Raw genomic sequence first — 24,901 nt, forward strand, 5'->3', positions numbered from 1 at the left:
CCGTCGAAGCGCCACCCGGACGCTGGAGACGCCGTCCGTCGAAAGCGCGGCAGTCGCATGAGCCGCGTACTCGTCACAGGCGGCGCCGGAACCATCGGCGCCGCCGTCGTCCGGCGCCTGCTGCGCGACCCCGACTTCGAGGTCCGCGTGTCCGACCAACGCGACGCGCCGGTGTGGATGCGCGAGGGCTGCGAGATCCACGTCGGCGACCTGCGCGTACTCGACGAGGCGCGCAAGGCGATGCGCGGGTGCACGCACGTCATCCACCTGGCGGCGATCGTCGGCGGGATCGCGAACTTCCACAAGCTCCCGCACACGCTCACCGAGGTCAACAACGCGCTCTACAACGCCGTCTTCCGCGCGGCGCTGGACGAGGACGTCGAGCGCTTCACGTACGTGAGCTCGAGCATGGTCTTCGAGCAGGCACAGCAGTACCCGACGCGCGAGGACTACCTGCCGGAGTGCCCGACGCCGATCTCCGCCTACGGCTTCTCGAAGCTCACGGGTGAGGTCTACTGCCGCGCGGCGCACGCCGAGCACGGGCTGCCGTTCACCATCTGCCGCCCGTTCAACGCCTACGGGCCGGGTGAGATGCCCGACGACGAGCCGGGCATCGCGCACGCCGTGCCGGACCTGATCCGCAAGTCGCTCAAGCGCCTGAAGCCGCTGCCCATCTTCGGCACCGGCGAGCACACGCGCACGCTCACGCACGTCGACGACATCGCCGACGGGATCGTGGTCGCGACCGGCCACGAGGCGGGCCTGAACGAGGACTTCAACATCTCGGCGAGCGACGAGCTCACCGTCGCCGAGATCGCGCGCATCTGCTGGGCGGCGTGCGGGAACGACCCTGACACGCTCGAGTTCGAGCACCTCCCGAGCTTCGAGGTCGACGTCGTGCGGCGCTGGCCGTCCGTCGAGAAGGCCGAGCAGCTGCTCGGCTGGCGCGCCCGGATCGGCGTCGAGGAGGGCATCCGCCAGACCGCCGACTGGCTGCGCTCCCGCGAGCAGGCTGTCGCATGACATGCCGACCGCGCTGATCACGGGCATCACCGGGCAGGACGGGTCCTACCTCGCCGAGCTGCTGCTCGAGAAGGGCTACGAGGTGCACGGCATGGTCCGCCGCGCCTCGACGGAGAAGTTCGACCGCATCGAGCACCTGCGCGATCGGATCACCCTGCACCAGGGCGACCTGCTCGACCACCGCTCGCTGACCGACACGATGCGCGCCTCGGCGCCGGACGAGATCTACAACCTGGCCGCGATGAGCTTCGTCGCGGTCTCGTGGATCCAGCCGACGCTGACCGCCGAGTTCACCGGCGTGGGCGTCACGCGCGTCCTCGAGGCCATGCGCGAGGTCTGCCCCGAGGCCCGCTTCTACCAGGCGTCGTCGAGCGAGATGTTCGGGAAGGTCCTTGAGGTTCCGCAGACCGAGAGCACGCCGTTCTACCCCCGCTCGCCCTACGGCGTGGCCAAGGCCTACGGCCACTTCATCACGGTCAACTACCGCGAGTCCTATGACTTGCATGCGACCAGCGGCATCCTCTTCAACCACGAGTCCCCGCGCCGCGGCCTCGAGTTCGTCACCCGCAAGATCACCTGGCACGCGGCGGCCATCAAGCACGGCCTGCGCAAGAACATGTCCTTGGGCAACCTCGACGCCGAGCGCGACTGGGGCTACGCCAAGGACTTCGTTGAGGCCATGTGGTTGATGCTCCAGCAGGACAAGGCCGATGACTACGTGATCGCCACGGGCAAGATCCACACCGTCCGCGACTGCGTGCGGATCGCGCTCGACGAGGCGGGCCTCGGCGACGACGTCGACCGCTACGTCCACATCGACCCGCAGTTCCTGCGCCCCGCCGAGGTCGACCAGTTGATCGGCTCACCGGCCAAGGCCAAGAAGGACCTCGGCTGGGAGCCGAAGACGAGCTTCGAGGAGCTCATCCGCCTGATGACGCGGGCGGATCTCGAGCTGCTGGGTAGCTAAGCGGTCGTTGCCGCCTCGGCCAGCAGCACCGGCACGCCATTGGCGACGGGGTAAGAGCGCCCGCAGCTCTCGCAGTGCAGCGCGCTGGGCTCGTCGGCGAGGACGCCGTGGTCGGCCGGGCAGCGAAGCGTGGCACGCAAGGCGCCGGTCGGACCGACGACCGACATCTCGTTAAGCGTGCGCAGTGTCAACTCAACGTCGAGGTCAGCCGTCTGAGGCGCCGCGCTGGCTCCCTCGACGCGCACGTCGAACGAGCGCTCCCAGTGCACGCTGTGATGCCAATCGTCGCGATGAGCGGCAAACCAGAGGGCGAACACCGCCGAGTCGGTAAACGCGCGATGGAAGTAGTCCCCGTCCGGCGCCTTGGCCTCGCCGCGCGGGCAGAAGACGAGCGCGGAACCCTCGCGATCGATCAGCCACGGATGGAAGGGCCACCCGAAGGTCAGCTCCGCTCGACGGCCGGGAACCTGGATGAAGCCCGCCTCCGCGACTCGCTGCATCTCGGACGCGAAGACGACCGGATCGGTCGCGTGCTCAAGGACATGCGAGGTGATGATGTAGCTGAACGCATGGTCGGCGAACGGCAGCGCGTGTCCATCGCCGACCACCAGCGGCTTATCGATCACCAGCGCTGAGCCCCGCTCGAAGTCGTCGGCCACGTACTTGTCGACGATCAGGTCGGCGCGCGGGTGCGGCGCCTGACCACTGCCGACATCGACGACAAGTCCGCTCTCCGGCGGACTCGGCCGGTGACGAGCGTCGCTCGCTGGGAGCGCCCGAGCATATTCGCCGAGCTCACGAAGAACTCGCGCGCCCATCTTGACCTGAGAAGGCATAGCCATGGGGCGCGATCCTATTGACGTTCCACGGTGCGCCGCGGCCCGCAGGGCGCTTAGCGCCATCCTCATGCTCAAGCGACTTACGGGCGGCGTAGGCCGCACACGCGAGCCTTCAGATATGCGATCTCAGCGGAATGACATCGCCTGAGCGAATAGGCTATGTGTCGCACAGCAATGCTGTCTGACACCTCCCACCACCTACCCCAGGCGCTCCGTGGCCGGCAAGGACGACATCGCGCCTGGGAGGCGTTGACACATCGAGTTGGCCGATCTCGCGGTAAAGGGGAGAATCCGGTCCCGCAAGGGAGAAGGCGAGGAAGTAGACCCGGTCTTCCTGCCAGCTTCTGTGTTCAGACGGGTCGCGGCGTCCGTTCGCTACGCGCGCAGCTCGGCGAGGTCCGCCGCGACCATCTCGGCGATCAACGTGTCGAAGCTGATTTCGGGGGCCCAGCCCAGCGCCGTGCGCGCATGCGATGGGTCGCCGACCGGAGGCCAGGGCTCGGGCGGACGCACGAAAGCGGGGTCAATGCGGATGCGGCCTTCGGGCGAAATGCCAGCCGTGGCGAAGGCGGCGTTGACGAGGTCGCCGACGGTTCGACCCAGCCCCGACGCGAACACGTAGTCATCCGGCGCGTCGGCCTGCAGCGACAGCCACGCCCCCCGCACGATGTCCGCCGCATGCGACCAGTCGCGCACGGCATCGAGATCGCCGAGAACCAGTTCCTCCTCCAACCCCAACGCGATCGCCGCCGCGCCCCGCGTGACCTTGCGCGGCAGGAAGTGCGCCGGCCGGCGCGGCGACTCGTGGTTGTAGGTGATCCCGCTGACCACGAACATCCCGAAGTGCCCCCGCAGGGCGCCAACCAGCCCGTGGGCCGCGAGCTTCGCCACGCCGTACGGCGAGCGCGGGCGCATCGGTGAGCGCTCGTGCTGCGGTGACTCGCCCGCGTCGCCGAAGACCTCCGACGACGTCGCCACGAAGACCCGCATCTCCGAGTCCAGGCGACGAGCGGCGCCAAGCAGCGTCGCCGTCGCCCCGCCGATCGCCTCCAACACCTCAGCCGGGTCCTCCCACGACGCCGGCACGAACGTCGGCGCAGCCAGGTGGTAGATCTCGTGTGGCCGGACGGCGCCGAGCGCGTCGATCAGCGTGATCGGGTCCAGCAGGTCGCCGGCGACCAGCGCCACCCGGTCACGCACCCCCGCGAGGTTCGGCAGCGCGCGATCTTCCGGATCCCGGACCACGCCCGTGACGTCGTAGCCCTTGTCCACCAGCAGTTCGGCCAGATACGAGCCATCCTGCCCGGCGATCCCGGTAATCAGCGCCCTACGCGCACTCACGAGGTGTGCCAGACTTGTGTGGACCACCGCACCGCGGGGCAGCCTACGTCAAGCCGACCGGGCCCCGGGTTACGGTCCGTCGTGTCCAGGGAACTGGACAGGCGTCCTACGCAGAAGCGAAACCTTGCGAGCGTAGGTGCGTTGTAACACCTGCATGCCCTTCTCCCCAGCCCCCATCGATGATGCCCGTGCGGCTCTAGCCGGAGATCCTGCCCTGCCGCCGCCCACTGTCGACGTCCTCGGGGTCCCGCTGGCGCTCACCGATTACGAGCGCACGATGGACTGGATGGACGCCACCATCCAGCAGCAGGGCAAGGGCTACATCTGCGTCGCCGCCACCCACACCGTGGTCGCCACCCAGGACGACCCCGAGCTGCGCGCCGCCGTCTGCAACGCCTCGCTCGTCGTGCCCGACGGCCAGCCCGTCGTCTGGGCGATGAACGCCCTCGGCCACGACCTCACCAATCGCGTCTACGGCCCGGACCTGATGGCCAAGTTCTGCGAGCGCAGCGCCCTCACCGGCGCGCGCATGTTCCTCTACGGCGGCCGCAACCAGGGCGCGCTCGTCCAGCTCGCGCTCAACCTGCGCCGGCGCTTCGACGGCCTGCAGGTCGTCGGCGGCTACTCGCCCCCGTTCCGGACGCTCAGCGACGAGGAGATCGACGCCGTCGTGGCCGAGATCAACCACGCCAAGCCCGACGTCGTGTGGGTCGGCATCGGCGTGCCCAAGCAAGAGAAGTGGATGGCCGCGCTGCGCGACCGCATCGACGCGCCGGTGCTCGTCGGCGTCGGCGCCGCGTTCGACTTCCACGCCGGTCTGATCCCGCAGGCCCCGGCCTGGATGCAGTCCGCCGGGCTGGAGTGGCTCTTCCGCCTCTCCAAGGAGCCGCGCCGGCTCTGGAAGCGCTACCTCACCTACAACCCGCGCTTCGTGTTCGGGTTCGCGCGCCAGTATGCGCGCCACCGCCGCCGCCTCGCGCGTGGCGACTTCGCTTCCTAGCCTCCCGCTAGCCTGCCGAGGCAATGACTGACGTAGCCGTCATCGGGCTGGGCCGGGTCGGCCTGCCGCTCGCGCTCGCGTTCGCCGACACCGGCCTGAGCGTGCTCGGCGTCGACAACGACCCGGCGCGGATCGAGGCGCTGCGCGCCGGCCGGATGCCGTTCGACGAGCCCGGCGCCCAGGAGGTCCTGGACCGCGTCCGCGATCGCCTCGAGCTGGCCGAGCGCGCGGCCGACGCCCACGTCGCCACGCACATCGTCCTCACCCTCGGCACGCCGGCGATGTCGCACATCGAGATCGACCTGCGCCAGATCCGCTCGGTCCTCGACGACCTGCTGCCGCACCTGCGTGAGGGCCACGCGATCCACCTGCGCTCCACGATCGCGCCCAACACCACCGAGTTCGTCGCCGGGTACCTCGCCAAGCACCGCGGTTTCGCGATCGGCGAGGAGGTCTTCGTCGCCCACGTCCCGGAGCGGATCGCCTCGGCGAAGTTCTTCGAGGAGATCTCGACGCTGCCGTGCATCGTCGGCGGCGTCGGCGAGCGCTCCGGCGAGGTCGCCGCCGAGCTGTTCGAGCGCTTGGGCGCGCCGATCGTGCAGACCACTCCGGTCCAGGCCGAGCTGGCGAAGATCTGGACCAACATCTTGCGCTACGCAACGTTCTCGCTGCCCAACCTGATGATGATGGACTGCGAGCAGTACGACGCGAACGTCTTCGAGGTCATTGAGTTGATCAACCGCGACTACCCGCGGGGTGGGATGAAGCTGCCCGGCTTCACGGCGGGGACGTGCTTGCGCAAGGACTTCGCGTTCTCAGAGGAGCGCTCGAACGCCCCGGGGATGCTCTTGGCGGTGTCGCGCGTGAACGAGAGCGTGCCGCTGTTCTTGGTGCAGGGGTTGAAGCGGCGGCTGGGTTCGCTGGCGGGGCGCAAGATCGCCGTGCTGGGGTTGGCGTTCAAGTCCGACACCGATGACGAGCGCGATTCGTTGTCACATAAGTTGATCCGGATGCTTGAGCGCGAGCTGGCCGATGTGGCGATCCACGATCCGCACGTGCCGACGCCGACGTCGTCTTTGGGCGAGGCGGTCCTGGATGCCGACGCGGTGGTGATCGCAACCAACCACGCGGAGTTCTGCACCGGTGATGCGCTGAGGCAGATCGCTTCGGGAGCGAGGCGTGAGGCATTGATCGTGGATCCGTGGAACTGCTGGGGCGCCGCGCAGGTCTTTGCGCATGCGGATGAGGTTGTGGCGCTGGCTGACGTGGGGGCGCGGTAGGTCGTAGGTCGCGCAAAGTCTGCGCGCTTTGGTCCGAAGCTGCCGCAGCGCAGTAACGAAACACCTGCCTCGGCGAGAAGCGCCTGCCGACACATCTACCTCAGGGGTGGTAGTGCCCGACAACGACATCTGGATCGCCGCGACAGCAAACACCCGCGGTTGGCCTCTCGCATCCTGCGACAAGCACTTCGAGCGCATCCCCGATGTCGACCACATCTTCCTCGATCCGCCGGCCAAGACCGCCCAATGAGGCTGGCGTCGTAAGGCACTGACCGCGGCATGTATCGCAGGTGGTGCTCCGTGCAGACGCTGGTCGGGGTGCCGGGCGTGGCCGGTGGCTCGGGCGTTGGTCTGTCATCCGCGCGGGCGCCCTGGATGGGAGATCCGGGTCGTTTCCGACGTCCATTTGACGTTCAAACCGGCCCGGACCACGATCCGGCCCTGAGCGGAGCGTCGTTCGTATGTAGGTGCGCACAGACAGCACTTACATACGAATGGCCTGCGCGCAGCCGTTCGCCAAGCGCATCCGAACCCCCGCCCAAACGCCCAACGGATGACGAGCCAACGCCGAGAGGTGCCGATCCCGCTCACGCTCCTCGGTGCCGACAGACCACGCAACACATCGAGAGAGCGGTCGCGCTGAGCGCCCCAACGCCGGCGCCCGGAGTTGTTGATGTGGTCGATCAGCAACAAGAGTACGCCAAGGCCCGAAGCACCTAAGCGCCGAGCCGCGACCCCAAGCCGGCACGTTGACCGGGACATTCCCGGTCAACGTGCCCCAGGCCGTTACGAAACTGCAACGAGGGTGGGCTGGGGCCCCGCGGGGCCCCAGCCCACCCCGCACGCCCACCACAACCACCCGCGCGATAGCGTCCGGGACCGCATGAATCGCGTCCTCGTCACCGGCGGAGCCGGCACCATCGGGGCGGCTGTCGTCCGCCGCCTGCTCGGCGACCCTCGCTATGAGGTTCGCGTCAGCGACCAGCGTGAGGCACCGCAGTGGATGCGTGAAGGGTGCGAGGTCCATCAGGGGGATCTGCGGGTCCTCGATGAGGCGCGGACTGCAACACAGGGGTGCAGCCATGTCATCCACCTGGCCGCGATCGTCGGCGGCATCGGCAACTTCCACAAGCTGCCCCACACGCTGACCGAGGTCAACAACGCGCTCTACAACGGGGTGGTCCGCGCCGCGCTGGATCACGATGTGGAGCGGTTCGTGTACGTGTCGAGCTCAATGGTCTTCGAGCGCGCGACCGAGTACCCGACGACCGAGGCGCACATCCACGACACGCCGATCCCGGCCAGCGCCTACGGCTTCTCCAAGCTCACGGGCGAGGTGTATGTGAAGGCCGCCCACGAGGAGCATGGGTTCCCCTACACCATCTGCCGCCCCTTCAACGCCTACGGCCCGGGCGAGATGCCCGAGGACGAGCCGGGCATCGCGCACATGGTTCCCGACGTCATCAAGAAGTGCCTGGCGCTGCCCGAGGGCGCGCCGCTGCCGATCTTCGGCGACGGCACCCAGACGCGCACGCTGACCCACATCGACGACATCGCCGACGGCATCGTCGTCGCGATGGCCGCCGAGGCCGGGTTGCACGAGGACTTCAACATCTCCGCCGCCGACGAGATGACGGTCGCCGAGATCGCGCGCGTCATCTGGGACGAGACCGGGCGCGATCCGGAGGCGTTTGCGCTCGAGCACCTGCCGACCTATCCGGTCGACGTCGTGCGTCGCTGGCCGAGCGTCGAGAAGGCCGAGAAGCTGCTGGGCTGGAAGGCCCAGATAGGCGTGCGCGAGGGCGTCCGTCAGACGGCGGACTGGCTGCGCAGCGCCATGCCGGCTGCCTGAGACCGGCGTTTGCGTGCCTGAGGGCCGGGTAGCGCAATGGACATGGCCATCATCTCCATCCGTCGCCGCCAGACCAAGAAGCAGCGCGCCGCGAGCGCCGCGGGCAAGGCCGGCTCGGCCGCCTGGACGTTCCTGAAGGCGCGCGTCGCCTGGATCGCGGGCAAGCGGGCCGCCAGGGTCGCCGTGCCTGCCGCCGCCGTCGGCACCGCCGCGGTTGTCGCCAAAAAGCGCAGCGCCGCTCACCATGAGCAGCACGCGGCACCGTCGACGACCGGCGTCAACTCCGAGATGCCGGCGACGCCCGCCGGCGTGGCGTAAGACGGCGCTCTGCTCCCACTGCGGCGTCGCGCCCGCAAGGGCGCGACGGCCGCGACCTACGGCGTCGCTTCGAGCGTCGCGCGCATCCCGTCGCGCAAGGTCGTCTGGGCCTCGAAGCCCAGCTCCTCGCGGGCGCGCGTGACGTCGAGGCAGGAGCGCTCGATCTCGCCGAGGCGAGCGTCCTCGAAGGCAGGGTCGAAGGCCGCCGCCGCCTCGGGCTCGAGCTCCTTCATGACCTCGACGATGTCGAGCACCGACGTCTCCCGGCCCGTGCCGACGTTGATCTCGCCCGTGACCGACGACTGACCCGCGGCGAGCTGCGCGCGGACGACGTCGCCGACGTAGACGTAGTCGCGCGTCTGCGTGCCGTCGCCGTAGATCGTCGGGTGCGTGCCGTCGCGGAGCTTGCCGCAGAAGATCGCGATGACGCCGGCCTCGCCCATCGGATCCTGGCGCGGACCGAAGACGTTGCCGAGCCGCAGCGTCACGTTGCTCTGCCCGTAGAGGCGCCCGTACCAGCCGAGGTAGCGCTCGGCGCAGAATTTGCTCTGGCCGTAGGCGGCCATCGGCAGCGGCGTGGTCGTCTCATTGGAGGGGATCGTGTCGGCATCGCCGTAGATCGCGCCGCCCGTCGAGGTGTTGACGACGCGGCCGACGCCGGCCAGGCGGGCGGCCTCGAGCACGTTGATCGTGCCGACCACGTTGACCGACGCGTCGAAGCCCGGGTCCTCGATCGACTTGCGCACGTCGATCTGGGCGGCGAGGTGGTAGATCACGTCGGGCGCGATGTCGGCGACCAGCGCGTTGAGCGCTGGCGCGTCGGTGATGTCGACCTCGTGCAGCCGTGCGCCACGATCCAGGGCCCCGGCCTCGAGGTTGCTTCGGCGCCCGGTGACGAGCGTGTCGACCACATCGACGTCCGCGCCCTGGTCCAGGAGCGCGTCGACGAGGTTTGATCCGATGAAGCCGGCGCCGCCGGTGACGAGTGCACGCATGAGAGCGCCGGAGGCTACAAGTCCGGTCGCCGAGGACGCTGGCCTCTCGGCCAGGTCAGCGGCGCGGCGCGACGACGTGGTAGAGCGCGGCCAGGCGCGGTGCGACGACCTCGGGGGCGGCACGCCGGCGGGCCGCCGCCAGCGCGCGGGCGCCGGCGTCCGGCTCCTCGGCGACCGCGCGGGCGGCGACGGCCAGCCCCGCGACGTCGCCGGGCTCGACCAGCGTGACGTCGCCCTCCAGCTCGGCCAGGGCGCCGCTGCGGGTCGCGACGACGGGCAGGCCCGCGGCGAGTGCCTCGACGGCGGCGAGGCCGAAGGTCTCGTGCGCGCGCGAGGGGACGAGGGCCACGGAGGCCTCGGCGCGCAGGCGCGCGAGCTCGGCGGCATCGACGCGGCCGGTGAAGGTGACGTCGCCGCCGACAACCGCGGCGTGCGCGCGCAGCTCGCCGGCGAGCGGGCCATCGCCGCAGACCGTCAGCGGCAACCCGGCGCGCGCGCAGGCGTCGATGGCCAGGTCGACTCCTTTCTCGCGAGCGAGGCGGGAGACCACCAGCGCCCGCGGAGGCATCGCGCGCGCCACGGGCACAGCGTCGACGAACGTCCGCACCACATGGCCGAGCACGTGCGCCCCCGCCGCGCCCGGAGCACCGAGCACCGCCAATCGTTCCCGCGCCGCGACGCTCGGCACCACCACCGCATCTGCCGCCGCGACCAGCCGCCGCTGATGGACGGCAATCGCCGCCGCATAGGTCACCGCCTCGACGCGCCCGCCGCGGCAGTTCAACCGTAGGCCCGGGAGCGTGTCGCGCCCATGGCAGCGCGTGCAGTCCTCGCCCGCCGGGTTCACGCACGTCCCGACCGCGCAGACCAAGCGGTAGTTGTGGAGGTGCAGCACCGTTCGCGCACCCGCCGCCCGCGCCGCCTCCAGCGCCCGCGGGCCGAGGCTCGGCGTGAGGTTGTGCGCGTGAACGATGCGCGCGCCGGTGCGCCGCACCGCTGCGGCGACCTCCTCGGGTGCCAGCCCGCCACGCAGCAACCCCGCAGCTGCCCGCGCCCGTCCCAACACCGCGCTGTCGCGCTCCAGCACCTCGGCCTCCTCGCCCAGGTGCTCGCGCACGAGCCACGCGAGGTCCTCCACCACGCGCTCCTCACCGCCGTGCATGCGGTACCGGTTGTGCAAGAAGAGGATCACGAGCGCGCGACGCTACAGCGACGCAAAGTTCATTGAGCCCTCGTTGAGGGTCAGACCCCTCAATGAGGGCTCAATGTCTCTGCGACAGAGGATGCGCGCACTGCGTCAGAAGCGTCGCTCGCCACCGGAGCTTCCTCCACTAACGTCCGTCGGGCCAGTGCCCGCGCCCGCAGCCGTCATCCTCCCCACCGCCGGGCGCCCCGCGTACCTCGATGTCGCGCTCGCGTCGATCGTCGGCCAGGCCAAGGCGCTCGGCGCCGACGTGCTCGTCGTCGACGACGGTCCCAGCGCCGCGACCCGCGCGGTCGCCGAGCGCCACGGTGCGCGCTATGTCGCCCACGATCGCTCGCTCGGGCTCAACGCCGCCAGAAACACGGGCGCGCGCGAGACGACGGCGCCGCTGCTGGCCTACGTCGACGACGACGTCGAGGTCCACGCCGGCTGGCTCGCGTCGCTGATCGTCGCCGATGCGTCCCAGCCGGTCGACGTCGGCGTCTTCACCGGGCCGATCCTCGCCCGCTTCGACGGTCGCGATCTGTCCTTCTGCGGCCGGGAAGACCCGCCGATCACCCATCTCGACCTCGGCCCCCAGGATCGCGACTGCGACCACGCTTGGGGCGCGAACATGGCGGTGCGCCGGGCCGCACTGCAGCGCACCGGCCCGTTCGACGAAGGCCGCGAGCTCTACGGCGACGAGCAGGAGTGGCAGGCACGGCTGAAGGCCGGCGGCGGCCGCCTGCGCTACATCGCCGGCGCCGCGCTCGACCACCGCCGTGTCGGCGCCGACGCGCGCATCAGCGCCCTGTCCCGCGCCGCCTACCGTCGAGGCCGCGCGTCGCGCCGCTTCGACGTCTTCAAGAACACCGCACCCACGCCGCGCGAGGAGTTGCGCGTCCTCGCCGGCTGCGCGCTGCACGGCCCGCGCTTCCGCTGCGCCAACGGGCCGATCCTCACCGCTCATTCGCTCGGTCGCCTGCGCTCTTTGCTCGACGAGCGCCTCGCGCTGCCGCCCACGCCGCCGGCCACCGCCGGCGTCGACGACTTCCTCTCGGGCCGCAGCGGCTACGTCGCCGGCAAGCGCGGCCGCCTGCTGCGCGCCCACGACGCGCTGCTCGACCTCGCCGCGCTGCCGGCCAAGGCCCGCCGCCTGCGCACCGCGACGGCGGCCGCGCCGCGCCGCCGCGTGCTCGTCGTCGGCGTTGAGCGCCACGACGTCCCCAACGTGATGGCCCAAGCCCGCGCCGAGCTGCTGCGCTCCCGCCACGACGTGACAATCGACATCGGGCCCGCCGCACCCGGCCTCGGCAAGTTCGAGAACCTCGACGCGCTGCTGGCCCGCCACGAGCTCGCGAGCTTCGACTGGATCCTCGTCAGCGACGACGACGTCGCGCTCCCGCGCGACTTCTTGAACACCTTCCTCGCCTGTGCCGAGGCCGGCGGCCTGCGCCTCGCCCAGCCCGCCCATCGCCGCCATTCCCATGCCGCCTGGGACGTGACGCGCCGGCGCGCGGGCAGCGACTGGCGCGAGACGAACTTCGTCGAGATCGGCCCGCTCACCGCGTTTGACGCCGCCGCCGCGGCCGCGCTGCTGCCCTTCCCCAAGGAGCTCAAGATGGGCTGGGGCCTGGACGCGCACTGGAGCGCCGTCGCGCGGGAGCGCGGCTGGCCGATCGGCGTCGTCGACGCCACCCCCATCGGCCACACGATCCGGCCCGCCGCCTCCGACTACCCGCGTGAGACCGCCGCCGCCGAGGCGCGGCGCTTCCTCGACGGCCGCCCCTACGTCGCCCGCGACGAGGTCCGCACGCTGGCAACGCACAGGGTCGGCAATGCATAGGGGTTGGTCCCTAGACGGCCGTGCGAGCGAGCGCCCGCGCGAGCTCGCGCCCGCGGAACGAGCCCTCTGGGCGAGGCTCCGCCCTTGAAGGTCTTAGTCGTCGCCGAGTTCTATCCGCGCGTCGCCGATCCGGCGCTCGGCATCTGGGCCCACCGCCAGGCGCTCGCCGCCCGCGACCACGGCGCCGAGGTGCGCGTCGTCGTCCTGCACCGCCCGATCGCGCCCGCTGCGCGCTTCCGCGAGCCCGACGCGTGGCGCGCCGCGCTCAGCCAACCAGGACATCAACAACTCGACGGGCTCGACGTCCGCTACCTGAAGTTCGTCTCCCCGCCGCGGGGGCGCAGCTACGCGCACTGGGGCGCGTTCGCCGCGCCCGGCCTCGCGCTCGAGTTGCGCCGCATCCGCCGCGAGTTCTCCTATGACGTGCTTCACGCGCACTACGCTGTCCCGGCCGCCGACGCGCTGCTGCACACGCGCGACCGGACGCCGATGGTCATCTCCGAGCACGGCGGCGACGTCTTCCACACCGCCCGCACGCCTGCCGGTCGGACCCGCGTGGAGCGCGCCTTCCGCGCCGCGCGGATCGTGCTCGCCAACTCGATGGGGATCGAGCGCGCCTGTCACGACCTCGGCGCGCGGACGACGCGCATCGTCCATCTCGGCACCGACCTGATCCCGATGGAGCGCCGCCCGCCCGCCGCGCCAACGCTGGTCACCGTCGGCCAACTGATCGCCCGCAAGCGCCAGGCCGACGTCCTGCGCGCGATGTGGATCCTGCGCGACCGCCGCCCCGACCTGCGCTACCGGCTGATCGGCGACGGCCCGGAGCGCGACGCGCTCGCGCTGACCGCCCGTCAGCTGGGGCTCACCGAGCGCGTGGAGTTCACCGGCCCGCTGCCGCATGAGGAGGCGCTCAAACGCGGCCGCGACGCCTCGATCTTCGTCATGCCCTCAACCGATGAGGCCTTTGGCGTGGCCTACGTCGAGGCGATGGCGGCCGGCCTGCCGGCGATCGGCTCGCGCGGCGAGCCCGGCCCGGAGGACATCGCCAGCCTCGGCCACGGGATGCGCCTCGTGCCGCCCGCCGACCCCGAGGCGCTGGCGCGCGAGATCGATCACCTGCTCGACGCCGACTGGGGCACGCGGATCGGCGCGGCCGCCCAAGCGACCGTGGCCGCGCACTTCACCTGGGACGCCTGCGGCGCCGCGACCGTCGCGGCCTACGAAGAGGCCGTCAGCGGATGAGCGCCGACGCGCGGCCGGTCCTGCTGATCACCAACCTCGTCGCCCCGGATCGCGCCGGGGCCTTCCAGGCCCTCCACCACCGCGAGAACCTCGAGCTCGCGCTCTTCGGCGGGCGCTCCCACCACGCCACCACGAGCGTCGAGGACCCCGGCATCCCCCACCGCGCCATCAGCCAGCGCGAGGCCTACACCTTGGCCGCCTCGGGCCGCTACCGCGCGGTCATCGCCGGAACCGCAGGCCGCACCGCGCTCCCCGCGGCATTCGCCGGTGCCCGCCGCGCGCGCGTCCCCTTCCTGCTCTGGACCGCGCTCTGGGCCCACCCGCGCACCGCCGTCTTCACCATCGCCGGCACGCCGCTGCTGCGCACGCTCTACCGCCGCGCCGACGCGACCATCACCTACGGACCACACGTCAGCGCGTTCGTCTCTCAGCGCGGTGCGCGCAACGTCCACGTCGCGCCCCAGGCCGTCGACGTCGCCTTCTGGTCGGCAACCGTCGACCCAGCCGCCGCCCGCGCCACCCGGCCAGACGGCGCCGAGTTCGTCGCGCTCAACGTCGGCCGCCCCGCGCGCTACAAGGGAATCCCGGAGCTCCAGCACGCCTGGCGCCTGTCAGAGTTCGGACCACCCACGGAGGCGCTCACCCTCCTAGGGGAAACGGAGAGCGAACACGGCCCACCATCGCCCGGGGTCCATCGCGCCGGCCGCCTGGATCCGACGACGCTGCGCAACTTCTATGCCGGCGCAGACGTCCTGGTGATGTCGGCCATCACCACCCGCGACTTCCTCGAACCCTGGGGGCTGGTGGCCAACGAAGCCATGCACCAACGACTGCCCGTCATCGCCACCACCGCCGTCGGCGCCGCCGCCGGAGACCTCGTGCGCCACGAGCGCAACGGCTTGGTCGTCCCCGCCGGGGACACCGCCGCGCTCGCCGGCGCGCTGCGCAGGCTGCGCGAGGATCCCGCTCTGCGGGCCCGCCTCGGCGCCGCCGCCGCACAGGATGCCGCCGCCTTCACGTTCGACGCGTGGGCCGCCGGCGTCTCCTCGGCATTGGTGAGCGTGGGCGCGAGCCAGGAAGGGGACAGGTAACGTGTCCGCTCAGCAGGGACTCCAGCTCCATCACGATCGTCACGACGGAGGCCCGCGTAAGACCTTGCGCCTCCGCCTCCGGATCGCCACCGCCCTCGCCCTCCTGCTCGCGCTCGCCGCGCCGGGCCTCGCGCACGCGAGCACGAAGGCCCTGTTCACGGACTGCGCGGACGGCACCCTGGACGGCCACTACTCCCAGAAGGACTACGCGCAGGCGCTCGCCAACCTGCCTGCCGACCTCGACGAGTACAGCGACTGCCGCAGCCAGATCCAGCGCGCGCAGCTGGGCGGCGGCGGCAAGTCCTCGGGCGGAGGCGGCGGAGGCGGCGGGACCACCTCCGGGGGTGGTGGCGGCGTCGGCACGGGAACCGGCAGCTCGGGCGGCGGCAACGGCGACACCGGTACCGCGGCGCCACCCGCCGGCAATCCGCTGGACACCGCGACGCCCGCGGAGCGCGCGAGCTTCAAGAAGGCCATCGCCTCGGGCGACGCGCCGGTCGAGGTCGACGGCCGTCCGATCGACCCCAGCGCGCTCGGCGGCGCGAAGTCCAACGGCGTGGCCGACCTGCCGACGCCGCTGCTCGCCATCCTCGCCTTGCTGACCATCGGCGGCCTGAGCGCCGCCGGCTTGGGAACCAGACGCCTTGTCCACAGTCGCCGCCCCGCCTGATCCACGTCTCCTGAGCGCGGACCGGCCCCGCCGGTTACGGCGGCCGGGACCCGAGCTCCTCTTCGGCGTGGCGCTCGCCGCCGCGCTGACCGCTGTCGGCCTCCGCGCCGGCGGCGGCCTCGCGCTGGACCCGACCACCAAGGTCGAGATCACCCTCGACGTCGTCGGCGGCGTGCTCGCCGCCCTCGCCGCGCTGGCCGTCAGCGCCCGCCGCTGGTGGGGCGGGATCACGATCGGCCTCTTCGCCGTCCTGGCCGGCGTCACCGCGCTGTCGATCACCTGGTCGATCCAGCCGTCGGACTCCTGGCTGGAAGCCAACCGGACCTTCTCCTACCTGTTGGTCTTCGCGGGTGCGGTGACCCTGTCACGAACCGTCGGAGCGTGGTGGAGCGGGCTGCTCGGCGCGCTCTGCACCGCGACGTTCGTGATCTGCGTCTGGGCGATCCTCACCAAGGTCTTTCCCGGTGCATTGGCCTCCGACGAGGTCTACGCGCGGCTGCGCGAGCCGTTCGGCTACTGGAACGCCGTCGGCCTCACTGCGGCACTCGGCGTGCCGCCGACGCTCTGGCTCGGCGCGCGCCGCTCGGGCCACGCGGCGATCAGCGCGCTGGCCTACCCCATCATGGGGATCCTGCTGCTGACCGTCCTGCTGGCCTACTCGCGCGGCTCGCTGCTGGCGGTCGCCGTCGGCTGCGCGTTCTGGTTCGTGGTCGTGCCGCTGCGGCTACGCGGCGTCGCGGTCCTCGCCGTGGGGGCCGTCGGCGCGTTGGTCGTCAGCGGCTGGGTCTTCGCGCAGGACACGCTGACCAAGGACGGTGTGCCGATCGACGAGCGCACGACCTCGGGCCATGAGCTCGGTGTCGCGGTGCTCATCATGGTGCTCGTGCTGCTGGCCGCCGGCCTGGCGCTGGGCTTCGCCGCCGCGCGGCGCGCACCGTCAGAGCCGGCCCGCAAGCGCGCGGGCGCGACGATCATCGTCGGCCTCGCGCTGGTCCCGGTGATCCTGGTCATCGCGCTGGCGATGTCGTCCAAGGGCCTGGGCGGGACGATCTCCAGCGGGTGGAAGTCGCTCACCGATCCCAACGACCAGACACAGGTCCTCAACGATCCGAGCCGGCTGACGTCGGTCGGCAGCGTCCGGGCCCGCTACTGGGACGAGTCGATCAAGATCTTCCGGGCCCATCCGTGGCAGGGCGTCGGCGCGGGTGCGTATGCGACCGCGCGCCTGCGCTACCGGACCGACAACCTCGCGGTGCGCCACGCGCATGGCTACGCCGTCCAGACCGCCGCCGACCTTGGGCTCTTCGGCCTGCTGGTGAGCCTGCTGCTGCTGGTCGCGTGGATCGGCGCGACGGGCCGCACGCTCGGCTGGCGGCTGCCGGCCTTCGCGCGCCGCGCAGCGCCGCAGGCCGGCGCACGCGGACTCGACCCCCGGGTGAGCTTCGGCCCCGAGCACGTCGCGATGGCCACGCTGGCGACCGTCGTCTTGGTCTTCGGCGTGCACTCGTTCGTCGACTGGACCTGGTTCGTTCCCGGCACCGCCGTCATGGCGCTCGTTGCCGCGGGCTGGGTCGCCGGGCGCGGACCGCTGGACGAGCCCGCACCGGATGCGCGGATGCTCGGCGCACGGGTGGCCCAGGGCCTGCGCCAGCCGCCGAACGTCGCGCTGGCCTGTGCCGCGCTCGCCCTCGGGCTGCTCGCCGGCTGGGCGGCGTGGCAGCCGTTGCGCTCGGTCGACTCCGACAACGACGCGCTCGCGATCGCGCCCGGCCCGGCCTCCTACGCCGAGGCCGTCGCGCTGACCGAGAAGGCCGGCGACCAGAACCCGCTGTCGATCGATCCGCTGCTGACCCGCGCGCTGGTCGAGACCAGCGCCCACCATCCCGACCGCGCCCGCGTCGCGCTGGTCGAGGCGATCCGCCGCCAGCCGTCCAACCCGCAGACCTGGGAGTACCTGTCGCGCTTTGCCGTCGACCAGGAGAACAACCCCAAGCTCGCGCTGCGGCTGCTCGGTCCCGCGCTCTATCTCGATCCGAAGTCCCCGACCGGCGCACAGGACTACCTCGCCGCGCTGCGTCTGCTGCAGACCCAAGCCCAGGCGAAGGCCGACCGCCAGGCTCAGGCGAAGGCCACGCGCGAGGCCAAGAAGCATCGCAAGAAGGGTTAGACGGGCGGCCAATGCGGCTCCTCGCCGTCTGCCAGGTCGACCGTCCGGGAGGTCCCGAGATCGGGCTCCTGCGGCTCCTGCGCCGCCTGGAGGCACGTGGCTGGGAGATCGCGCTGACCTCACCGGGCAGCGCGGAGGCACCGGCCCTGGCCGACGCCGGCTGGCCCTGGGAGCCGCTGGCCGTCGGGGGCCTGGAGCAGGGCGCCGGCGCCCGCGCGGTCGCCTCCTGGCCACGAGCGCGCAAGCTCTCCAAGGACGCCGACATCACCTATCTCAACGGCACGGTCGCCGGCCGGCTGCTGCCCGCGCTGCGCGGGCACACGACGGTCCTGCACGTCCATGACATCGTCGAGCGCGTGCCGCGCCACTGGCATGGCGCCGATCTGGTGCTGGCCGACTCCAAGGCCGTCGGCGGCCGTTTGGATCCCCTCGACGTGCACGTGATCGGCTGTCCCGTCGAACTGGACGCCGCGCCGGTGCCTGCCCCGTGGCCGGCGCGCAACGGCGGGACTGGCCCGGTCGTCGGCTTCGTCGGCAGGCTGATCCCGCGCAAGGGCGCGCTCGATCTGGTCAAGGCCGCGCCGGCGATCCGTGCTGCGCGGCCGGATGTGCGCGTCGTGATCGTCGGCGACGATCCTTACGAGGACGAGGAGTCTGACTACGCAACGGCCGTGCGCGCGTCGGCCAACGTCGACCACGTCGGCCGCGTCGCCGAGGCCGCCGGGATCCTCGGCCACCTCGACGTGCTGGTCCTGCCCTCGCGTCAGGAGCCGTTCGGGACCGTCGTCGCCGAGGCGATGGCGGCCGGGACGCCGGTCGTCGCCACCCGCGTCGACGGCCTGCCCGAACTCGTCGTGGACGGCGTGACCGGCGCGCTCGTCGAGCCGGGCGACACCGCTGCTTTGGCCGTCGCGGTGTTGCGCGTGCTGGAGCAGCGGGAGGCGATGGGCGCGGCGGCACGCGAGCACGCGGCGCGGTTCGGCGCCGATCTCTACGCCGACCGGGTCGAGGACTTGTTGATGGAGTTGCTTCCGGGGAATCGGGCCGAGGAGCGTCGGCGTGGGTTGCATGATGGGGCGGCGACTTAGGACTTAGGGCTTAGGACTTAGGGCGCGTTTGTCGGTGGCCGTCCGCGGGTGGGGTTTGCGTGGCGCACCCGCGGCGCTCCGCGCGCACCGTGGTCGGGGTGCGCGGCGTGGTTTGGCGGCGGCGAAGGAGTGAGGAGCGGTCAGGGCTCGCGGCTCCCTCGGCCTTCCGCGTGAGGATTCTCGGGGTCGTGGGCGATTCGCCACGCTCGTGGCGAGGTCCCGGGTACGTTGACGTGGTTATTCCCGGGCAACGTGCCCACTGGGCATGATCCGGGGCCGAGCGATCGGTCCCGGTCGAGTTGACCGGCACAGTCCACGTCAACTCGACCCGAACCCGCGTTTCGGGTCCGAAGCGTCGGTCCGGGTCGCCTGGTGGTGAATAGGTCACCACGAAACGCCCCGGACCTCACTAGGCGCCGCGAACCACCCGCGCCCAGGCGCCGGCGGACGACATCAGGCGCCCCGAGGCCCGACTACTGCTCACTCCCCTCGGTGCCGCCGAACCCCACAACGCACCCCGACCACGGCGCGCGCTGAGCGCCGTGGGTGCGCCACGCAAGCCCGCACCGCGGACCGCCATGAACAACGAGCGCCCTCACGCCACCGCCGCGCCCAGCGCCTCCTCCAGCGCCCGCGCCACAACCTCCCCCGCAACATGAAGCGGCTCCTGCGACCGCCACGCCCGCGCCAGCACGAACGCCCCCTCCAGCCCGCAAATCATCGCCATCGCCAGCTCACGGGCACGCTCATCGTCCAACCCCGCCGCCGCAAACCGCGGCGCCAACCCGTCGATCCACGACGTGAACACCTCGGCCGTCGCCAGCCGCATCGGCTCACTGGTCGACGCGACCTCCAGCGCCACCGTCGCAATCGGGCACGCGTCGGTCCAGCCGGTCTCCTCCAAATGCTCGGCCGCACCCGCGAAGAACATCCGCACGCCGGTGACGACGTCGGGCGCCGCGTCGAAGATCAGCGGCCCGAGCTGGCCGTACATTGCGCCAGACCAACGGATCACCGCCTCGCCGAGTTGCTCCTTGCCGCCCGGAAAGTGGTGGTAGAGCGAGCCGAACGGCGCCTCGGCGGCAGCCACGATCTCCTTGACGCCCGTCCCGGTGTAGCCCTTGACGCGCAAGAGCTCGGCGCCGGCTTCGACGATGCGCTGACGGGTGGGGGTCGACATCTGCGTCCAGGATAGCTAGCGTCCCGCTAGAGCGATCTACCTAATTTGGAGCAATCCTGATGTCTGAGAACCGTCGTCGTCACACCCCCTCCGGCCCGGTCGTCGCATGACCGGCACCGTCACGTTCTACCTGGTGATCAAGGCCCTGCACGTCATGGCCGCCTTCGCCGCCTACGGCCTGCCGTTCGGCTACCCGCTGGTCATCCCCTACCTGCGCCGCAACCACCCGCGCACGCTGCCCGGCGTGCACGACATCCAGCACCGCCTGTCCATCGCGCTCACCGGTCCGGGCACCGTCGCGCTGTTCGCGTTCGGCGTCTACATGGCCACCAAGGACCACCTGTGGGGTGAGTCCTGGGTGATGGTCGGCGTGACGATCATCGCGATCATCGCCATCGCCGGTGGCGGCATCGTGAAGTGGACCAAGGAGCTCTCCGAACTGGCTCGCGCCGACATTGATGCCGGCGGCGAAACGGTCGTCTTCGGCGCCGAGTACGACCGCGTCTACCGGATCTACCTGGCGACCGAGACCACCCTCGGCGCCCTCGTCCTGGTCGCGATCTTCTTCATGGTGGTCAAGCCCTGACGGTGCTCGGCAGACCGTAGGAGCTAGCATGTTTGGGCGCCCTAATCAGGGCGCCCAAACACCATGGCCCTCACCCGACGCGCACTTCTCGCCTCCAGCGGCGCCGCCGCCGCGGTCGCCGCAGCTGCCGGCGTCGGCTACGCGGCCGGTCAAGAGGGCGACGACTCCGCGCCCCGCGGCGACAGCCACATCGTCGACTTCCACGGCGAGCACCAGGCCGGCATCGCCACGCCCGCCCAGGATCGCCTGCACTTCGCCGCCTTCGACGTCACCGACGGCACCACCGCCACCCAGCTCCGCGATCTGCTCAAGGAGTGGACGGCCGCCGCGGCCACGATGGCCGGCGGCCAGCCGATCGGCACCGGCGCTGCAGGCGCCCAGCTCGCCCCGCCCGACGACACCGGCGAGGCGCTGGACCTCACGCCCGCCAACCTGACCGTCACCGTCGGCTTCGGCCCGTCGCTCTTCGACGAGCGCTTCGGCCTCGCGCCCCAGAAGCCGGCGGCGCTCACGCCGCTGCCCGACCTGCCCGGCGACGCGCTGGACCGCGACAACAGCGACGGCGACCTGGCCGTCCAGGCCTGCGCCAACGATCCGCAGGTCGCCTTCCACGCCGTCCGCAACCTCGCGCGCATCGGCCGCGGCCTGGTCACCGTCCGCTGGTCGCAACTCGGCTTCGGCCGCACCTCGACCACGAGCCGCGCGCAGGCCACGCCGCGCAACCTCATGGGCTTCAAGGACGGCACGGCCAACATCAAGCTCGAGGACGCCAAGGCGCTGGCCGACCACGTCTGGGTCGGCAGCCGCGCCGACGAGCCCGCCTGGCTGCGCGGCGGCTCCTACCTCGTCGCGCGCCGCATCCGGATGCTGATCGAGGTCTGGGACCGCGCGGCGCTCGGCGACCAGGAAAAGACGATCGGGCGCACGAAGGTGCTCGGCGCGCCGATCGGCGGCACCGACGAGTTCCAGACGCTCAAGCCCAAGACGCTGCCCGTCGACAGCCACGTGCGCCTCGCCCATCCCGAGACCAACGACGGCATCGCGATCCTGCGCCGCGGCTACTCGTTCACCGACGGCCTGGAGTCGCTCGGAGAACTCGACGCCGGCCTCTTCTTCCTGGCCTACATGCGCGACCCCAAGGCGTTCATCGCGCTGCAGAACCGCCTCGGCTCCCACGACGCGCTCAACGAGTACATCAAGCACGTCGGCTCCGGCCTCTGGGCCGTCCCTCCGGGTGTCCGCCCGGGCGGCTTCGTGGGTGACGCGCTGCTGCGCAGCATCTAGCATCGGCGGCGTGCTCTGGCAGCAGCCGCCGCCGCCCGCACCGCCCCCGCCGCTCGCCTTCCGGACCGCGACGCTGCAACGTGCCGCCCATGGGATCGACGTGGAGATGCTGGCCGTCGCCAACGTGCCGGTCCGCGTGACGATCAGCCGCGCCGGCGTCCGCCTCGGCCGCACCACCGGCGCCGTCGACCGCGGCAGCACCTTCGTCCGCGTCCGCATCGGCCCCAAGGGCCTCAAGCCCCTACGCCCCGGCCTCCACATCCATGTCGCCATCGAATACGACGGCCCGCTGACACTGCATGCGCACCCCGCATTGCTGCTGGGCGACGACGCGGCCGACGGCTCGCCGCAGGCCTAGAACGCGCCGCGGCGGGTAAAAACTGCGGGAACGGTCTTCACCAAGATCGTCAGGTCGAGAAAGACCGACCAACGCTCCAGGTAGAGGAAGTCGAGCCGCACGAGGTCGTCGAAGTCGAGGTCCGAGCGGCCGGAGACCTGCCAGAGGCCCGTGATACCGGGCAGCACGAGGTAGCGCTTCTTGTGCCAGTCCTCGAGTCGGTCGAAGTCGCGCTGGGGCAGCGGGCGCGGACCCACGAGCGACATCTGGCCGCGCAGGACGTTGATGAGCTGTGGTAGCTCGTCGAGCGAGAAGCGCCGCAGCAGGCGGCCGACCTTCGTCACGCGCGGATCGTGGCGCATCTTGAAGAGCGCGCCCGAGGCCTCGTTGCTCTCCTCCAGCTCGGCCTGCCGACGATCGGCGTCGTGGTACATCGTCCGGAACTTCAGACACGGAAACGGCACGCCGCCGATGCCCGGGCGCCACGACTGGTAGAAGATCGGCCCGCGCGAGGTCAGCCGCACGGCCGCGGCGGTCAGCACCAGCAGCGGGCTCAGCGCGACCAGCAGGATCGTGGAGACCGCGACGTCGAACGTGCGCTTCATCGCGAAGTCGATGCCGTCGAAGACCGGCGGCTTGAGCTCGAAGAGCGGCACCGACTGGCCCGGGACGAACTCCGCGCGATGGATCAGGATCTCCATCGTCGATGGCGCGATCCGCACGACCACGCCGCGCTGGTGGCAGGTGTCAACCAACTCGACGGCCTGCTGCTGGGGGAAGGCCGGGTCGGCGATGATGACCTCGTCGGCCTTGTGCGCGGAGACGATGTCACCGATCTCCTCCAGCGGCCCCAGCGAGCGCAGGCCGTTGTCGGGCCGCGGCGTCAGCGAGATGAAGCCGATGACCTGGACCGGGCTGTGTCCACCAGAAGCCTGCAGCGCGTGCGCGACGGCCTCGATCTGCTCACCGGTGCCGACGAGGATCGCGCGGCGCTTGTAGCCGGCGGCGCTGAGCAGCGCGCCCGTCGCCTGCTCGTAGGCGAAGCGCGCGGTCGACACGTAGGCGACCGAGAAGAAGAGCGTGCCGTAGAAGATGTAGTAGCTGGAGAACTCCTCACCGTTGACGACAGCGAAGATCAGCGCCACGAGCGTCGTCTGAAACAGCGAGGCGACGATCCGCGTCAGGCCGGGGCGCTGTGAGCGCTCCGCGTACAGCCCTGAGCGCGCGAACAGCAGCGAGGCGACCAGGAACGCGAACGGCACGTAGTCCTTGGACTGCTCCCAGGAGACGTGCGGATCCCACGCATCGCGCACCACCGCCTTTAAACACAGGGCGGTGAAGATCGCGAGGATGATCGCGCCGAGATCCAGCGCCAGCAGCGAGAGGACACGCGCGGCCCGCCGAAGGGTCGACCACCGCAGCAGGAAGCTCAGGACCGGCGGTCGCTTGGAGCGCATGTCCCGGTCGGGCAGCGGCACATCCAGCGGTGGCAGGTCCACGCTCCCCAGATCTGCGGGGTTCGCGTTCGGCATCTTCCGTTCCTCAACGGGTGAGGGTGGCAGATGTCGCGGGTTTGTCATGCGAAAGGCGTTGCAGGGCACTGGGCCAGGAGGCCCAGAACCCTTGACGCTATCGCGCGGCGCCGACGAGCACGTCTACGCCAGACTCGTCGAGCGTGCGCTGCAGGCCTTCCCGCAGCGCCACGGTGGGCTCCCATCCGAGGATCTGCTTGGCCAGGTCGATGTTCGGCTGGCGGATCTTCGGGTCGTCAGTCGGGAGCGCCTCGTAGACGATCTCCGAGCTGGAACCGGTGATGTCGATGACGGCCTCGGCGAGTTCCAGCAGCGTGAACTCGTTGGGGTTGCCGACGTTGACGGGCTCGTGGTACCCGGACTCCTGCAGGGCGATCATGCCCCGGATCAGGTCGTCGACGTAGGTGAACGAGCGGGTCTGGCTGCCGTCGCCGAAGACCGTGATCGGCTTGCTGGTCAGCGCCTGGCGCAGGAAGGTCGGGATCGCGCGGCCGTCGTTGGGGCGCATGCGCGGGCCGTAGGTGTTGAAGATGCGGATGATCGCCGTGTCGACGCCCTGCTGGCGGTGGTAAGCCATCGTCAGCGCCTCGGCGTAGCGCTTGGCCTCGTCGTAGACGCCGCGCGGGCCGATCGGGTTGACGTGGCCCCAGTAGCTCTCGGGCTGCGGGTGGACCTGCGGGTCGCCGTAGACCTCCGAGGTCGAGGCGATCAGGAAGCGGGCGCGATGCGCCTTGGCCAGCCCAAGCGTGTGGTGGGTGCCGTGCGACCCGACCTTCAGCGTCTGCAGCGGCAGGCGCAGGTAGTCGATCGGGGAGGCCGGCGAGGCGAGGTGGTAGACGAAGTCGACGGGCTCGTCGACGAAGTACGGCTCCACGATGTCCTTGTGCAGGAGCGTGAACTCCGGGACCCGGATGTGCTCGATGTTCGTGAGCGTTCCGGTTTCGAGGTTGTCGACGCAGATGACGCGGTTGCCGCGACGCAGCAGCTCGTCGCACAGATGCGAGCCGAGGAAGCCGGCGCCGCCGGTGACCAGACAGGTAGCCATGGGTCAGAGCGTAGCCAGATCCCGGTGGCGCC

23 protein-coding genes are annotated in these 24,901 nt (G+C 71.1%); 16 read left to right on the forward strand and 7 right to left on the reverse strand.

What is annotated here, in order from left to right; all coding sequences use genetic code 11:
• Positions 1-57: 57 nt before the first annotated feature.
• Both VGO10_RS17690 and gmd read left to right on the forward strand, forming a co-directional pair.
• On the forward strand, positions 58-1,023 hold the full coding sequence (locus tag VGO10_RS17690; protein ID WP_327470815.1) for an NAD(P)-dependent oxidoreductase: 966 nt from the start codon (positions 58-60) through the stop codon (positions 1,021-1,023).
• A gap of 1 nt (position 1,024) precedes the next feature.
• The gene (gene gmd / locus VGO10_RS17695; RefSeq protein WP_327470818.1) at positions 1,025-1,990 is read left to right on the forward strand and encodes a GDP-mannose 4,6-dehydratase; all 966 of its coding nucleotides are present in this window, start codon (positions 1,025-1,027) and stop codon (positions 1,988-1,990) included.
• Here the strand turns inward: gmd and VGO10_RS17700 are convergent.
• The gene (locus VGO10_RS17700) at positions 1,987-2,832 is read right to left on the reverse strand and encodes a methyltransferase domain-containing protein (RefSeq protein ID WP_327470820.1); all 846 of its coding nucleotides are present in this window, start codon (positions 2,830-2,832) and stop codon (positions 1,987-1,989) included. The two genes, gmd and VGO10_RS17700, sit on opposite strands and share 4 nt — an antisense overlap.
• Before the next feature lie 372 nt (positions 2,833-3,204).
• Positions 3,205-4,170: a GDP-mannose 4,6-dehydratase gene (locus VGO10_RS17705; RefSeq protein ID WP_327470822.1), complete on the reverse strand. Its 966-nt coding sequence runs from the start codon at positions 4,168-4,170 to the stop codon at positions 3,205-3,207.
• Between the two features lie 154 nt (positions 4,171-4,324).
• Between VGO10_RS17705 and VGO10_RS17710 the strand changes: the two genes are divergently transcribed.
• The 5 genes from VGO10_RS17710 (at position 4,325) to VGO10_RS17730 (ending at position 8,620) form a co-directional block, all read left to right on the forward strand.
• Positions 4,325-5,170 (forward strand): WecB/TagA/CpsF family glycosyltransferase, encoded by an 846-nt coding sequence (locus VGO10_RS17710; protein ID WP_327470824.1) that lies wholly within the window; start codon positions 4,325-4,327, stop codon positions 5,168-5,170.
• Between the two features lie 23 nt (positions 5,171-5,193).
• Positions 5,194-6,450 carry a nucleotide sugar dehydrogenase gene (locus VGO10_RS17715; RefSeq protein ID WP_327470826.1) on the forward strand — a complete coding sequence of 419 codons (1,257 nt, stop codon included), beginning with the start codon at positions 5,194-5,196 and terminating at the stop codon, positions 6,448-6,450.
• Positions 6,451-6,562: 112 nt separating this feature from the next.
• Complete coding sequence (locus VGO10_RS17720) at positions 6,563-6,700, forward strand: hypothetical protein (RefSeq protein WP_327470828.1); 138 nt, start codon at positions 6,563-6,565, stop codon at positions 6,698-6,700.
• A gap of 633 nt (positions 6,701-7,333) precedes the next feature.
• Positions 7,334-8,302, forward strand: coding sequence for an NAD-dependent epimerase/dehydratase family protein (locus tag VGO10_RS17725; protein ID WP_327470830.1), 969 nt, complete (start codon positions 7,334-7,336; stop codon positions 8,300-8,302).
• 42 nt (positions 8,303-8,344) lie between these two features.
• Complete coding sequence (locus VGO10_RS17730; RefSeq protein ID WP_327470832.1) at positions 8,345-8,620, forward strand: hypothetical protein; 276 nt, start codon at positions 8,345-8,347, stop codon at positions 8,618-8,620.
• A gap of 56 nt (positions 8,621-8,676) precedes the next feature.
• Here VGO10_RS17730 and VGO10_RS17735 read toward each other — a convergent pair whose 3' ends face one another.
• Positions 8,677-9,615, reverse strand: coding sequence for an NAD-dependent epimerase/dehydratase family protein (locus VGO10_RS17735; RefSeq protein ID WP_327470835.1), 939 nt, complete (start codon positions 9,613-9,615; stop codon positions 8,677-8,679).
• A 55-nt stretch (positions 9,616-9,670) separates the two neighbouring features.
• On the reverse strand, positions 9,671-10,807 hold the full coding sequence (locus tag VGO10_RS17740) for a glycosyltransferase family 4 protein (RefSeq protein ID WP_327470837.1): 1,137 nt from the start codon (positions 10,805-10,807) through the stop codon (positions 9,671-9,673).
• Between the two features lie 157 nt (positions 10,808-10,964).
• Here VGO10_RS17740 and VGO10_RS17745 point away from each other — a divergent pair, with 157 nt between their 5' ends.
• The 6 genes from VGO10_RS17745 to VGO10_RS17770 all read left to right on the forward strand — a co-directional run bounded on the left by VGO10_RS17745 (position 10,965) and on the right by VGO10_RS17770 (position 18,905).
• The gene (locus VGO10_RS17745) at positions 10,965-12,644 is read left to right on the forward strand and encodes a glycosyltransferase (protein WP_327470839.1); all 1,680 of its coding nucleotides are present in this window, start codon (positions 10,965-10,967) and stop codon (positions 12,642-12,644) included.
• A gap of 84 nt (positions 12,645-12,728) precedes the next feature.
• Positions 12,729-13,889 (forward strand): glycosyltransferase, encoded by a 1,161-nt coding sequence (locus VGO10_RS17750; RefSeq protein WP_327470841.1) that lies wholly within the window; start codon positions 12,729-12,731, stop codon positions 13,887-13,889.
• A complete protein-coding gene (locus VGO10_RS17755; RefSeq protein WP_327470843.1) occupies positions 13,886-14,980 on the forward strand; it encodes a glycosyltransferase family 4 protein in 1,095 nt (364 codons plus the stop codon). Before VGO10_RS17750 ends, VGO10_RS17755 begins: the two co-directional genes overlap by 4 nt.
• Before the next feature lie 64 nt (positions 14,981-15,044).
• The gene (locus tag VGO10_RS17760; RefSeq protein WP_327470845.1) at positions 15,045-15,650 is read left to right on the forward strand and encodes a hypothetical protein; all 606 of its coding nucleotides are present in this window, start codon (positions 15,045-15,047) and stop codon (positions 15,648-15,650) included.
• 67 nt (positions 15,651-15,717) lie between these two features.
• Positions 15,718-17,817 carry an O-antigen ligase family protein gene (locus VGO10_RS17765; RefSeq protein WP_327470847.1) on the forward strand — a complete coding sequence of 700 codons (2,100 nt, stop codon included), beginning with the start codon at positions 15,718-15,720 and terminating at the stop codon, positions 17,815-17,817.
• Positions 17,818-17,828: 11 nt separating this feature from the next.
• A complete protein-coding gene (locus VGO10_RS17770; RefSeq protein ID WP_327470850.1) occupies positions 17,829-18,905 on the forward strand; it encodes a glycosyltransferase family 4 protein in 1,077 nt (358 codons plus the stop codon).
• A gap of 595 nt (positions 18,906-19,500) precedes the next feature.
• On the opposite strand, the gene VGO10_RS17775 is transcribed toward VGO10_RS17770, so the two are convergent.
• Positions 19,501-20,085: a TetR/AcrR family transcriptional regulator gene (locus tag VGO10_RS17775; protein ID WP_327470852.1), complete on the reverse strand. Its 585-nt coding sequence runs from the start codon at positions 20,083-20,085 to the stop codon at positions 19,501-19,503.
• A gap of 106 nt (positions 20,086-20,191) precedes the next feature.
• Here VGO10_RS17775 and VGO10_RS17780 point away from each other — a divergent pair, with 106 nt between their 5' ends.
• From VGO10_RS17780 to VGO10_RS17790, 3 genes are all read left to right on the forward strand, one after another.
• Positions 20,192-20,671 (forward strand): DUF2269 family protein, encoded by a 480-nt coding sequence (locus VGO10_RS17780; RefSeq protein ID WP_327470854.1) that lies wholly within the window; start codon positions 20,192-20,194, stop codon positions 20,669-20,671.
• A 63-nt stretch (positions 20,672-20,734) separates the two neighbouring features.
• Positions 20,735-21,955 carry an iron uptake transporter deferrochelatase/peroxidase subunit gene (efeB, locus tag VGO10_RS17785; protein WP_327470856.1) on the forward strand — a complete coding sequence of 407 codons (1,221 nt, stop codon included), beginning with the start codon at positions 20,735-20,737 and terminating at the stop codon, positions 21,953-21,955.
• 10 nt (positions 21,956-21,965) lie between these two features.
• Positions 21,966-22,313: a hypothetical protein gene (locus tag VGO10_RS17790; protein ID WP_327470858.1), complete on the forward strand. Its 348-nt coding sequence runs from the start codon at positions 21,966-21,968 to the stop codon at positions 22,311-22,313.
• Here the strand turns inward: VGO10_RS17790 and VGO10_RS17795 are convergent.
• Both VGO10_RS17795 and VGO10_RS17800 read right to left on the reverse strand, forming a co-directional pair.
• Positions 22,310-23,824 (reverse strand): sugar transferase, encoded by a 1,515-nt coding sequence (locus tag VGO10_RS17795; protein ID WP_327470860.1) that lies wholly within the window; start codon positions 23,822-23,824, stop codon positions 22,310-22,312. The genes VGO10_RS17790 and VGO10_RS17795 overlap by 4 nt on opposite strands.
• A gap of 97 nt (positions 23,825-23,921) precedes the next feature.
• On the reverse strand, positions 23,922-24,869 hold the full coding sequence (locus VGO10_RS17800; RefSeq protein ID WP_327470862.1) for a UDP-glucuronic acid decarboxylase family protein: 948 nt from the start codon (positions 24,867-24,869) through the stop codon (positions 23,922-23,924).
• Positions 24,870-24,901 lie beyond the last annotated feature (32 nt).

The sequence above is a fragment of the Baekduia sp. genome (assembly GCF_035996765.1).
Classification (GTDB): Bacteria; Actinomycetota; Thermoleophilia; order Solirubrobacterales; family Solirubrobacteraceae; genus Baekduia.